11 protein-coding genes are annotated in these 13314 nt (G+C 50.7%); 3 read left to right on the top strand and 8 right to left on the bottom strand.

All coding sequences use genetic code 11. The annotated features are described in order from the left end of the window. Positions 1-110 precede the first annotated feature (110 nt). On the bottom strand, positions 111-785 hold the full coding sequence (locus IV54_RS07335) for a ComF family protein (RefSeq protein WP_057878734.1): 675 nt from the start codon (positions 783-785) through the stop codon (positions 111-113). Continuing rightward, positions 779-2098 (bottom strand): ATP-dependent helicase ComFA, encoded by a 1320-nt coding sequence (locus tag IV54_RS07340; RefSeq protein WP_057878735.1) that lies wholly within the window; start codon positions 2096-2098, stop codon positions 779-781. The genes IV54_RS07335 and IV54_RS07340 overlap by 7 nt, the downstream gene beginning before the upstream one ends. A gap of 73 nt (positions 2099-2171) precedes the next feature. Between IV54_RS07340 and IV54_RS07345 the strand changes: the two genes are divergently transcribed. After that, positions 2172-2825 (top strand): YigZ family protein, encoded by a 654-nt coding sequence (locus IV54_RS07345; RefSeq protein ID WP_057878736.1) that lies wholly within the window; start codon positions 2172-2174, stop codon positions 2823-2825. A 123-nt stretch (positions 2826-2948) separates the two neighbouring features. On the opposite strand, the gene IV54_RS07350 is transcribed toward IV54_RS07345, so the two are convergent. Together IV54_RS07350 and IV54_RS07360 are read right to left on the bottom strand one after the other, a co-directional pair. Then, the gene (locus IV54_RS07350; RefSeq protein ID WP_057878737.1) at positions 2949-4043 is read right to left on the bottom strand and encodes a glycosyltransferase family 4 protein; all 1095 of its coding nucleotides are present in this window, start codon (positions 4041-4043) and stop codon (positions 2949-2951) included. A 415-nt stretch (positions 4044-4458) separates the two neighbouring features. Continuing rightward, positions 4459-6294, bottom strand: a complete 1836-nt coding sequence (locus tag IV54_RS07360) for an APC family permease (protein ID WP_057878739.1) — start codon at positions 6292-6294, stop codon at positions 4459-4461. A 413-nt stretch (positions 6295-6707) separates the two neighbouring features. On the opposite strand from IV54_RS07360, the gene IV54_RS12195 reads away from it, so the two are divergent. Beyond that, a complete protein-coding gene (locus IV54_RS12195) occupies positions 6708-7550 on the top strand; it encodes a CatB-related O-acetyltransferase (protein WP_057878740.1) in 843 nt (280 codons plus the stop codon). Positions 7551-7624: 74 nt separating this feature from the next. Here IV54_RS12195 and groL read toward each other — a convergent pair whose 3' ends face one another. From groL to IV54_RS07380, 3 genes are all read right to left on the bottom strand, one after another. After that, positions 7625-9250: a chaperonin GroEL gene (gene groL / locus IV54_RS07370; protein ID WP_057878741.1), complete on the bottom strand. Its 1626-nt coding sequence runs from the start codon at positions 9248-9250 to the stop codon at positions 7625-7627. Positions 9251-9309: 59 nt separating this feature from the next. Then, entirely contained in the window at positions 9310-9594 is a 285-nt protein-coding gene (gene groES / locus IV54_RS07375) for a co-chaperone GroES (RefSeq protein WP_057878742.1), read from the bottom strand. Positions 9595-9827: 233 nt separating this feature from the next. Beyond that, positions 9828-10466 carry a redox-sensing transcriptional repressor Rex gene (locus IV54_RS07380; RefSeq protein WP_057878743.1) on the bottom strand — a complete coding sequence of 213 codons (639 nt, stop codon included), beginning with the start codon at positions 10464-10466 and terminating at the stop codon, positions 9828-9830. Between the two features lie 235 nt (positions 10467-10701). Here IV54_RS07380 and IV54_RS07385 point away from each other — a divergent pair, with 235 nt between their 5' ends. Further along, a complete protein-coding gene (locus tag IV54_RS07385) occupies positions 10702-12654 on the top strand; it encodes an ABC-F family ATP-binding cassette domain-containing protein (protein WP_057878744.1) in 1953 nt (650 codons plus the stop codon). 65 nt (positions 12655-12719) lie between these two features. Here the strand turns inward: IV54_RS07385 and IV54_RS07390 are convergent, their stop codons facing one another. Next, complete coding sequence (locus tag IV54_RS07390; protein ID WP_083488550.1) at positions 12720-13274, bottom strand: DNA glycosylase AlkZ-like family protein; 555 nt, start codon at positions 13272-13274, stop codon at positions 12720-12722. Positions 13275-13314: the final 40 nt, after the last annotated feature.

A 13314-nucleotide genomic window follows, 5' to 3' on the forward strand; every position in this document is an offset into this window, starting at 1 on the left:
GCTTGGCTTGCTCAGCACTAGAAGGACCACTCTTCTAATATGCTTTGCTTACATTTATTATAATAGAAAGCCTTCTCATAAACAATTAATCTTGTCATTTTTATCGACGCTTAACGCGCTAAAGTCAGGCTAGTAACCGCTTTCGCACCGCCTAAATAAATTTGCTGAGCCGCATGTCTCAGGGTTCGTCCCGTCGTGTACACGTCATCCAGTAGTAAAACACGTTGGTTGACTAAAAGGTCACTAGCCCCAGTGACCAATTCAAACGGTTGGGGCGTCAGGAGACGTTCCTGTCGGGTCTTGGCCGACTGCGGCCGATCCTTGTGGGTTGCGGTGACGGCCAGTGCTTGCTGAAAATGTTGGCCCGTCAACCAGCCCGTCACCTGGTTGAACCCCCGGGTCTGCCAAGTTCGCTCATCAATAGGAATCGGAACCAAGATATCATAGTCCATCCGGTCCAAGGCTGTCCTTAACGCCGCTTGCAGGCCCAAGCGCAACCGATAATCCCCCTGAAATTTGTATTGTTGCATGTAGGCCTTCATCCCCGCATCATAGCGATACACGGCGCGATTATAGAGACTATCCTGCCAGCGTCGACAATCTCGGCAGACTTCAACGGTGGTCTGTTGCCGACCACACTGCGGACAATGCTGCGGACTAATCGGCGTCAAACGGTCACGACAAGTCTTACACAGCGCCGGTTGTGGCAATGGCCGCCATTGCCAAATCATGGTCACCGTTATGGCCGGAGCAAACGCTCGGCCACACCACACACAGGTTAACATGGTCGTCCCCCCTGACGCCGACCCTGCCGATTCAGACGGGTGATCATCGCGCGGGCGCGTTGGACATGCCGGGCATTGCTATGACAGCAGGCCAGAACCTGCCCACCGGGATCACTGGCCAGTCGGCCAACCCGCCCGGCAATCTGGACCAAGGCTGCCGTCGAGAATACCGGGTCATCCGCCCCCAAGATGGCCACGGCTACCTTAGGAAACGTGACCCCTCGCTCCAAAATGGTCGTTGTTAACAGGAAATGATAGTGACCTTCCCGAAACGCCTGAACCTTGGCCTGCCGATCAGGATCGGCGGCATGAACCGTGGTTCCACCACTCAGGCCAGCCTGCATGAGCACCGCCATAACCACCGGCAGATCGGCCACGTGCGGCACAAAAACTAAAAATGGTCGCCGAGTCGTCCACCAAAGACGGAGCTGACGTTGCAATCCGGCTGGAAGCCGGCCTCGCCGCAACTGTTGGCGCCACCGCCAACTGATCTTGAGCTGAAGCCGTGGCAACAGATAGCCATGATAACGCAGTGGCAAATAGGTGACGGCTAGTTTTCTCTGCTTAATCTCCCGTTGCAGGCGTTCTCCGGGCGTTGCGGTCAGATACAGGCAACTCCCCTGCGCCTTCTGTGCGCGGTCAATGGCGACCTGTAGCATCGGACTGGTGGCTAAGGGAAAAGCGTCGACCTCATCCACAATAATCCAGTCGAACGCCTGATCGAACCGCAACAATTGATGGGTCGTACAGATCGTCAGCTGGCAATAATGATACGGCACTGGTTGCCCACCATAGAGCACACACTGCTCGACCCCACCGAAATCACGTTGCAGACGCGGGGCAAGCTCCAAGCAAACGTCAATTCGAGGAGAGACCCACGCCACCCGCCATCCTCGAGCTAACGCATCGGCCAAGGCCGGATAGACAATCTCAGTCTTGCCGGCTCCGGTCACTGCCCACAAGAGTTGCCGCTGGCCGCCTAACGCGTGTTTTCGGACGGCTTGGGCCGCCTGCATTTGCAAGGGACTGAGCTGTCCGTGCCAAGTCAGGCCTCCCGCCACCAATCGCGCAAACCGGTTCGGTTCCGGAATAGTGTATAATCGATCCCGAGAGGTCAACCGACCCAATTGGAGGCAGGTGCGACAATACCAGTCCCCATTTGGCAAGCGATCGGTTGCCGCAATCCATTGGTTACAACGTTGGCACTGCCAGCGTTGACCGACTGCCGCAATCGCGTGACTAGTCACCATACCCGGAGCTCCCGGGAGTGGTACCGGCGATCGGCGACCAAATAAATCTGAAAAGGCTGTCATTTGTCATCCCTCCTAGTCATTCAAGGATAACTCCGTAATCGACAGCGTAAAATTTGTAAAGGATGGTTATTTTATGGAAACTGATTACCTCACCATCAAAGAAGCTGGCCAACACGAGCTAGAAATCAAAAAATCTCGATTTATCGCCGACGTTGGCCGTGTCACCACTGAGGAAGAGGCTCAAGCCTTTATCGCCGGTGTGATCGGTCGTGAACCCAAGGCGACTCACCATTGTTGGGCCTACGTTTTGGGCGAACACGATGAAATCCAACGGGAAAGTGACAACGGTGAACCCTCTGGAACCGCTGGCGTGCCGATCCTAACTGTGCTCAAGCGCAACGAGCTCCACAACGCCATCACCGTCGTCACGCGGTACTTTGGCGGGATCAAACTCGGCGCGGGTGGTTTAATCCGCGCTTACAGCAATGCCACCTCCACGGGTGTCGAAGCCACCGGTGTGGTCAGACTCGTCAGACAGCGTGAGCTCACCCTCACCGTGTCTTACCCCCTCTACGACCGTTTGGCCCACTACCTAACTGAGAACGCCATCAGCGTGCTAGACACGGCCTATACCGATGCTGTGGCAGTGACCATCGCCGTTGACCTCGATGCCGTGACTACGACTCAGGAGGCCATTACCAATCTGCTCAGCAACCAATTCACGGTTAAGGAGGGCCCCGTGGCCTATCACGAGGTTCCTGTTGAGATTCATGCCAGCAATCGTTAACGCTTAGGAAAATTGTGACAAAAGCGGTCAGTCAATGTGCACGCTTGGACTATACCCGTTCGGATCATAAAAAAGGACTCGAATCTTTGCGGATTCGAGTCCTTTCGTCTATCGTCAACTTCCCTAATCGGAATTTTTTGACGTCAACTTTTTAACAATGTGATTGATCCAGTGTAGCAATGGCTGTCGATCGGAACCGACCAGCCCAATGGCTTCCACGAAGAGTTCCAACCCAATTAGGATGGCAATGGTCAGAAGGACCGACCCCCAGATCGTAGATAGCGGATAGAGCAAGGAAATAAAGGAAAAAATTAGGGCAATTCCGTAGATGACCAGCACCGTTTGCCGATGGGTCAGGCCCAACTGCATCAATCGGTGATGTAGATGGTGTTTATCGGCGTGCGAGATTGGTTGCTTGTTCAAGATCCGTCGAATCATGGCGTAAACCGTATCGGTAATCGGCACCCCCAGAATAATCACGGGGATAATCACGGAGATAAATGTCACGTTTTTCAACCCATACAGGGAGAAACAGGCAATCATGAACCCGATAAACTGGGCCCCCGTGTCTCCCAGATAAATGCGTGCTGGGAAGAAGTTGTACGGCAGGAACCCGACCATAGCGGCGACTAAGGCGAAAATCATGATAGCCACCCAGGTGTTGGCCACGTTGAGGAAGAAGAGACCCGTGATCCCCGTCGTGGTTAACGCAATGATGGAAACCCCCGTTGCCAACCCGTCAAGGCCATCGATCAGGTTGATGGCGTTAATAATCGCCACAATCCAGATCAACGTAATGGGTAAGGCCAACCAGCCGAAATGCCAAACACCGACAAAGGGTAACGTCAGGTAACGCATCCGCACACCGGCAACAAAATAAACTTCTAAGGCCGCCAAGGTTTGAAACATCACCTTTTGCCGCGGCCGCAATTCAAAGACATCATCGATCATCCCGCCGGCAACGATAATACATTCCCCACCGAACAATCCCCAGAGCTGCTGCGTTGGCATCTGATCGCGGAGTAGAAACATGGTCGAGAAGGTGAAGGCAATGAAAATTGCCAAGCCACCCAATGTGGGCATGGGCACCTTGTTGACGCGTCGCTGATTTGGTTTATCCACCGCACCAATTTGAAACGCAAGGCGGCGTACAAACGGCGTTAGGACTGCGGAGATAATCATGGTAGCGAATAAGCTAACAATAATCTCAAATTTCATAAAGTGTCCTCTTTCTTTTCTATCGGTTCTTTTGCTAATTATACAAATCTCACAAATCAAACACAACCGCCTTTTAGGGTTGCCACCGAACCTTACGGAAGATTTAAGCGGTGCCATTATTCACAAACTCATGAAATCAGTTTCATAAATCAAATAATCTGCCGCGCGACATTCTCCTTCACCCTTCTGGGCAATCTTTGTGCCCACGGGATTCCGCAAGTGCAACGATTCCGAATCACTCGTGCCACAAATAATTTGATGGGCCTTGTGAAAAAACGATTCAACTGCCACGATAACTGCCATTAACTGGCCCAAACAATTTCCTTAGAACCGGATCAAAAAAACGGTGAACCTTCCTGGCAGAAGGCCCACCGCCGGGTATTGGGGCCACCGAGGAAGCTCCTCGGCACCGCAACTACTCTTTTAAGTGATAGTTATAAGTTGATACAATAATATTTTCACGTGAGTTCAGCGTTGCCCGCAGACGTAAGGCCGTCTGGTTATGCAACACATTTTGCCAAGGATGCCGTGGCACGAATTGCGGTACCAGCACGGTGGTCGTAAAGTTTCGTTCGGCCGCCCGCTTAGCAATCACATCACAGAACCGCAACGTTGGCGTCGCGATGGACCGGTAAGAGGAGTGGATATCCACAAATCGAATGTCTGGGAATTCTTCCTTGAATTCCTGAGCAGTCTTGTGTTCCTTCTGTGGATTTTCATCGAAGGACACGTGCATCGCAATGACGTAATCTCCGATAGACCGGGCGTAATTGATGGCCCCCGTCGTCACTCGGGTGATGTTGCTGACCAAGACAATAACCGTGGCCCCATCATACTCGTGAACTTCGGCCTTGGCCTTTGCGGCTACCCGCAACTGCTTAGCCACCTTGCCATAGTGCTCGTGAATGCGGTAGAACAACCGTAGAATCAGTGGCATGATGATCAGGTACGGCCAAATATTGCCGAAACGCGTGATCAAGAGGAAGGTCACTAAGACCACAGAGATTAATGCCCCCACAAAGTTAATGAAAGCTTTCCCTTGCCAGAAGCCTTCACGGGTTCTAAACCAGTGAATAATCATCCCAGATTGCGATAACGTAAATGGCACGAACACCCCAATGGCATACAGTGGAATCAATAACGTCGTTTGCCCATGGAAGATGAAGATTAAGGCAATCGCACCCAGTGCCAATGAGATAATCCCGTTGGAATAACCCAACCGGTCTCCTCGGTCCAGGTAGGCGTGGGGCAGGAACTTATCTTTAGCCAAGTTATAGGCCAGAATTGGAAACGCTGAGAATCCGGTATTAGCGGCGACAGCTAAAATTAAGGCCGTAGATAATTGGAAAAGATAATAAATGACGCCATGGCCGAAAACGTTGGTTCCAATTTGTGAAAGCACCGTTTGACTAGCTTGTGGTCGAATACCCATGTAGTAACTCATGAAGGTAATCCCACCAAAGAAGATCGCCAAGATGGTTGCCATGATGGCCAACGTTGCGGCCGCGTTATGACTCTTAGGCTTCTTAAAGTTTGGCACCGCGTTACTGATGGCTTCAACCCCGGTCAGTGACGATGACCCAGAGGAGAACGCCCGGAAGAACAGCAGCAACGTCATCCCCGAAACTGTGCCCCCTACCGGTGCCGCAGCATGGTAGGTGATGTTCCCAGTGACGATATTATAGAAACCGACAGCAATCATGATGAAGATCATGGCAATGAAGAAGTACACTGGCAACGTTAAGAACGCCGCCGATTCACGCATACCTCGAAGGTTCATTAACATAATCCCAACAACGATTAATACCGAGACCAATACGGAATACTTCGACAGACCAGGAATAGCCGACGTGATCGCTTCAGTTCCGGAGGTCGTAGAAACGGCCACCGTTAACATGTAGTCGACCAGTAATGATCCACCCGCGACTAATCCCGCACCTTCACCCCAGTTGGTGCTGGCAACCACATAGGCCCCACCACCGGAAGGATAAGCATGAATAATTTGCTGGTAAGAAAGCGTAATCGCAAATAACAGAACTAAAACCAATGCCGCAACGTATAATTGATACATCATGGCCGCTGCGGATAAGGTGATCAGAACTGTAGTGATTTGCTCAGTACCATATGCCACAGAGGATAGAGCATCGGATGACAGTAAGGCTAATGCCTTAAACTTGGTCAACGCTTGACCGCCCTCGTCCATGGTTTTTAGAGGTTTCCCAATTAAAACCCGCTTTAAATAATGCCACATGACTAGTTACTCCTTATCTCCATAAATAATGAAAACGGGTCAAAACCCGCTTAAGATGCTTGATTTATTGAAGTTCAAGTGCAGACGTAATTCTACTACAACTGTCTAAACATTACCACAATTACCGCAGTTAGCAACCGCAAATAGTGGTAGACGAACTTCCCCATTATCCGGCAACCTTTGCTGGAAATAAAGCCTTGATTTTATTCAAATTATGTTGCTGGTCTTCGGGAACTTTTCTGGTATCGGTTTCATTGCCGTGGCATCTGACAAGTCGTGGTCGAATCGTACACCCTGTTTCCCGTCAATAGTTGTGGCTAATCATTGTTAAACCGCTTACAAAACTGGTTGATTATTTATCAACTTATTATCGTTTTATAGTATGCTAGGACCAAAGAAAGAAGTGTTTTGAGATGTCAACTCTAATCAATGGGGTCACCTTTTTTCAAAATAATCTAGTGGCGACCCACTCACATCGTAGCCAAACTGTGCCGTTTACGCCGGAACTTGCCGATTTTCTAACGGCCCGACACATCTATACTCGTTCGCGACATCCAGGAAGCCACCGCATTCACTCTCTGCGGCCCGTTCGGCTCCCCGTTAACCTCCAGATCGAGCCTTACAGCCAGTTCCTATTTGGCCGCCATTTCTTTAGTATGGGGGCCTTTAGCTCCACCAATAGTAATCTTCCAGTCAACACGATAATCGGTCGCTACTCATCCATTGCCACCAACGTCACTCGCATGCAGGGCAGTCACCCGACAACCCGTTTCACAACATCCATGCTCACTTACGATGACCGGGTCACGGCCTTCAACGACTACTTAGGTACCACCGAAAACACCTTTGAACGCAAACCCAGTCCGGTTCACAACGGGGGGCCGATTGTGATCGGCAACGACGTCTGGATTGGCCAGGATGTCCGCTTCACCCCGGCCGGTGCTACGGTTGGAGATGGCGCTGTCATTGCCGGTGGCGCTCTGGTCACTAAGGATGTGCCAGCCTATGCCGTGGTCGGTGGTATCCCAGCACGCGTACTCAAGTACCGTTTCCCACAGGCGGTCATCGACCAACTCATCGCGCTGAAATGGTGGCAATATGGCTTCGGTGACTTCCACGGGGTGACTCCCGACGAGCCGATCGAAAGCTTCATCGACAAGATTGGCAACCTGGTCGCTACCGATGCCATCCAGCCATTTAAACCCGACAGCACAAGCTTTGACGACCTAATCGCGGCCGCTAAACAACCCGAATAACCATAAAAAGAAGCCAACCGAATGAATCGGTTGGCTTCTTTTTATTCAGCACTAGCGAACTAGCGCGTTAATTTCTACATCATGCCGCCCATTCCAGGACCGGCAGCTGGTGCGGCTGGGGCTGGGTTGTCACTAGGCTTTTCAGCCACGACAGCTTCAGTCGTCAGCAACAAGGCAGAAACGGAAGCCGCATTCTGTAAAGCAGAACGGGTAACCTTGGTTGGGTCGGTAATCCCGGCCTTAACCATGTCTTCGTACTTGTTGTCAGCAGCGTTGTACCCAATACCAGGCTTTTCACCCTTAAGGTGTTCAACAACAACTGAGCCTTCAACACCGGCATTTTCAGCGATTTGACGAACGGGTTCTTCCAAGGCACGGAGGACAATGTTAACCCCGGTCAATTCGTCGCCTTCGGCTTCAACCTTAGCCACGTCACCAATGACGTTGATTAAGGCAGTCCCACCACCAGCAACGAAGCCTTCTTCAACAGCGGCACGCGTTGCGTTCAAGGCATCTTCGATCCGGTACTTACGTTCCTTCAATTCGGTTTCGGTAGCAGCACCGACCCGAACCACAGCAACACCGCCGGCTAACTTAGCCAGACGTTCCTTCAGCTTGTCACGGTCGAAGTCAGAGGTCGTGTCATCAATTTGACCCTTGATTTCAGCAACACGTTCAGCGATTTGGTCCTTAGCACCAGCACCTTCGACAACAGTCGTGTTGTCCTTAGTGACGTTAACCTTTTGGGCTTGGCCTAATTGGTCAATCGTGGTGTCCTTCAAGTTGAGGCCTAAATCATCAGTGATGACCGTCCCACCAGTCAGGATAGCTAAGTCTTGTAATTGGGCCTTACGACGATCACCAAAGCCAGGAGCCTTGACAGCAACGACGTTAAAGGTCCCACGCATCTTGTTGAGAACCAACGTTGGCAAAGCTTCACCAGTAATATCATCGGCGATGATCAAGAGTGAACGGCTTTGTTCAACGACGGATTGTAATAATGGTAAGATGTCTTGAATGTTGGCAATCTTCTTGTCCGTAATCAGGATGTAAGGATTGTCCAGGTTAGCTTCCATCTTGTCGTTGTCGGTAACCATGTATTGTGACATGTACCCACGGTCGAACTGCATCCCTTCGACAACGTCCAAGCTGGTATCAACCCCACGGGATTCTTCAATGGTGATGACCCCGTCGTTACCAACCTTTTCCATGGCGTCGGCAATCAACTTACCCGTTTCTTGGCTAGCTGATGAAATAGAAGCGATTTGCGCAATGTCTTCCTTCGTCTTAACATCATGAGACATCTTGTGTAAGGCTTCAACAGCCGCACTCGTGGCCTTTTCAATCCCACGACGAATGCCAACAGGGTTAGCACCGGCAGTGACGTTCTTCATCCCTTCGTTAACGATGGCTTGGGTCAGAACCGTTGCAGTCGTCGTCCCATCACCAGCGATATCGTTGGTCTTGGAAGCAACTTCGGAAACTAACTTAGCGCCCATGTTTTCAAAGTGATCTTCAAGTTCAATTGCCTTAGCAATCGTCACACCATCATTGGTGATGGTTGGGTTACCGTAACTTTGTTCCAAAACAACGTTACGTCCCTTAGGTCCCAAGGTGGTCTTAACAGTATCAGCTAACTTATCTACACCAGCAAGCATCTTGCTACGTGCATCTTCAGAAAATTTCAATTCTTTAGCCATTATTCCAATTCACCTCATATTAGTTTTTATATTGTCGATTTGGTATCAGTGGGAAAGTCCTAGTCAATCACTGCGACTAAGTCCTTTTCGTGTAAAACAAGGTAAGTGTTGCCTTGGTACTTAACTTCCGTACCAGCGTACTTATCAAACAATACTCGGTCGCCAACCTTAACAGTTGGGGCCACCTTATCGCCATTGTCTAATACCCGGCCATCGCTAACAGCAACAACGTTCGCCGTTTGGGGCTTTTCTTGGGCGTTACTTGCGAGCACGATGCCGCCAACCGTCGTTTCTTCTTCTTCTGGTTGATCTAAAATGACACGGTCTCCTAATGGTTTTAACACTTAAATCCCTCCAATGAACTTACTTTTTAGCACTGTTAGCACTTGACTAACATAAGTGCTAATCACAATATCTAATATATGGTTTTTCGTTTTAAAAATCAAGGAATTTGGTAGACGAATTTTCCGAGGACACGCCCGGAGCTTACGGGCACTTGTCTTCCGGCTTTTGATTCAATTAACTCGACCCAGGCAACAAAAAAGAGCCCGGGATTTCTCCCAGACTCTTCAGTCGTCTAACCTAAGTTGTTGTAGTGTTCCAAGAAGTAGATCAACGTCTGTAATTCATTGGTCAAATCAACATTTTGAACCCGGACACCCTTAGGCACCGTGATCCGCAGTGGCGTGAAGTTTAGAATTCCCTTCACACCTCCGGCAACCGTTTCGTCCGTCACTTGTTGGGCAACGTCGGCGGGCACCGTCAAGATCGCCACTTCAATCTGCTGTTCTTCCAATTGCTTGCGCAGATCGGTCATGGGATAGATGGGCACCCCACTCTGAACGGTGTTAGCCATCGAGTCCTTCACATCAAAGGCAGCACTGATTCGCACATTGCCATCCTGATGGAAGTTGAAATTCAACAGCGCATGACCCAGGTTCCCGACCCCAATCAATGCCACACTCGTCAGGCGATCCTGGTTCAGAATTTTCTTAAAGAATTTAATTAAACTTTCAACGTCGTATCCGTAGCCTCGCTTACCCAGCGCACCAAAATACGAAAAGTCCCGGCGAATAGTGGCTGAATCTACCTTTACGGCATCTGATAATTCAGTCGATGAGACCCGGGTCTTATCCGCATCCAGTAAGATGTTCAGATAACGGTAATAAATGGGCAGTCGTTTCGCTGTCGCCCGGGGAATCTTATGTTCAGTCAAAGCTTGAAACCTCCTAATCAAAATCTCTTACCGGTGTTCACAAGCACCGGTTTTTTACGGCCTATTTGTCTGGATTGTGAAACTAACTTTCTTACAAATTATAGCATAACCACTCTCCTTGTGAAAGAATTTGCAAAAAGTTTTCACAAGTTAGTTTGGATTTCGGTCTGACTCCAGAATATGCTAAAATAGTGGGTATTAACTCAGTGAAATGAAAAAAGGAGGTTGGTTCACCGTGATACTCTTACAAGTTCAACAAGTCACCCGGCGCTTCGGGGCCAGTGTGCTCTTCGAAAACGTGAGCATGGACGTTCCCGAGCACGGTCGCGTGGCCTTAGTTGGCCGTAATGGTGCGGGGAAATCCACTCTATTGAAAATGATCGCCGGCGAAACGACACCGGACGTGGGTCAAATCACCACGAAACGAGGCCTAACCATGGGCTACCAGGCACAAAACGCCGGCCTGGCATCCACCAAGACCGTTTGGAATGAGATGCTCAGTGTCTTTACCAAGCTGATTGCCATGGAAAAACGCATGCATGAACTTGAAGCTCAGATGAGTGATCCCAACGTTACCGCCGATCAGGAGCAGTTTGCCCAGGTCTCCAGTAGCTACGATCAACTCCAACAAGACTTCAGCGACCAGAACGGTTACGGCTATCAGGCCGAAATTCGTGGCGTCCTGCATGGATTCGAATTCGATGAAGACTACTATGATAAGCCAATCAACGAACTTTCCGGCGGGCAACGAACCCAGTTGGCCCTGGCCAAACTGTTGCTAGAACGACCTGACCTGCTCATCTTAGATGAACCCACTAACCATTTGGACGTTGAAACCTTAACCTGGTTAGAAGGTTACCTGCAAGGTTATCCTGGTGCCATTCTGGTCGTTTCCCATGACCGGTACTTCCTCGATCATGTGGTCAATGACGTCTACGACATGGCTCACGGCGGGCTGGACCACTATCCCGGCAACTATTCCCACTACATCGCCGCCAAGGCTGAACGCCTTCGGTTATCCTGGAAGGAATACGACAAGCAACAGGCTGAGATCAGTAAGCTCGAGGACTTTGTGAATAAGAACATCGTCCGAGCCTCGACCACGAAACGCGCGCAGGCCCGGCGAAAACAATTGGAAAAGATGGACAAGCTTGACCGACCCGAGGGCGACGACAAGGCGGCACGTTTCAGCTTTAAGCCCCGTCGTCAAAGTGGAAACGTCGTGCTCGACGTCGTCAATGGCGCTGTGGGGTACGATGGCCATATCTTGGCGGCTCCCGTCACCCTGGATATCAAGAAACACCAGTCGGTCGCCATCGTGGGGCCTAACGGTATTGGAAAGTCCACCCTGCTCAAGACGATTCTGGGTCGTATCCCCGCCATTCAGGGCCAAATTATCTTTGGCACCGGGGTGGATACTGGGTACTACGACCAAGACCAAGCCACCTTGCATGACAAGAAGTCCGTCCTCCACGAGTTGTGGGATGACCATCCGACAACTCCTGAGGGGGATATTCGGTCGATCCTAGGTAGCTTTCTCTTCACCGGGGCCGATGTCGACAAGAGCGTTCACAGCCTGAGTGGTGGTGAACGCGCCCGCTTACTGTTGACCAAGCTCGCCCTCCGTCACGATAACTTCTTGATGCTCGACGAACCTACTAACCATTTGGACATCGACAGCCGTGAAGTCTTAGAGACCGCCTTAAATGAGTTCGACGGCACCATCCTGTTCGTTTCTCATGACCGGTACTTCATTAACCAGGTGGCCACACAGGTCGTGGAACTGAGTCCTGAAGGCACCACCCGTTACCTGGGGAACTATGACTACTATGTGGCTAAGAAGGCCGAGCAAGACGCCTATGCCGCTAAGGAGGCCGAAGAGGCTGAGGCCGCTCATCCAACAGTGACGGCCCCCAAACAAACTCAGGTAGACTACCAAGCACAAAAAGAACAGGCAAAGGCCAAACGAAAGTTAAGCCGGCAAGTGACCGCACTGGAAGACCAAATGGCCGACCTCGAACAACAGAAAACGGCCATTGAAACCGAAATGAGCCAAGAAGAGAACTTCAATGATGCCGGTAAATTGGGCGATCTGCAAGCGCAACTCACGACCATTACCACGCAACTCAGCGAAACCGAAGATTCCTGGACCGAAAAGAGTCTGGAATTGGAAGAATTCGCCGACTAATCCCGAAACATCAAGGACGACGTCGCCACTTCACTATTGTGAGGTGGTGACGTCGTCCTTTTCAATTACTTTAATTTAATTTTAGTGCTGGTAAATCCCATATAGTCAGCCTCAAGAAACTGGGCCACCCGTATAAATTGCGTGGTCAGTTGGTCGTGGTCAAATGGCCCCCAGCTAGTGACACTAAAGTGAATCTGCCCGTTTCTCAATTGATAAGTCCACTTCCCCACCACGGCGCCCTGAGCCACGATTGGGGCCCGCAGAATGCCATTCTTGGACCACAGCTGGTGCTGAATGGCCGGCGTGGCGAACCACGCCTTCTCCCGGTAACCCGTCATCGCAGCACTAAAACTAGCCGCAATCAGCGTGTCTTGTGCCACGTGATCGGTTACCTTTGCCAGCTCAGCCGACGTCATTGGATCAATCATCCATAACTGCTCGGTGTCGACCATCACGGACGTCAACTCCGGCACAACCCGTTGCCAAGCCGGCCGCACCTGACTAATCTTGATGCCTGACCATTTCACAAAGTCGGCCAAGGTCGCGGGCCCAAATCCCCGTAAGTATCGTCGGATGAGTTCTGCCGTGGCCGCCGATTGGTCTAAGAAGCTGTCTAAAATCTCTTAAGTAATAGTGCTAAAAACGCCAAAACGACCATTT

This window comes from Levilactobacillus paucivorans (genome assembly GCF_001437125.1).
Lineage (GTDB): Bacteria > Bacillota > Bacilli > Lactobacillales > Lactobacillaceae > Levilactobacillus > Levilactobacillus paucivorans.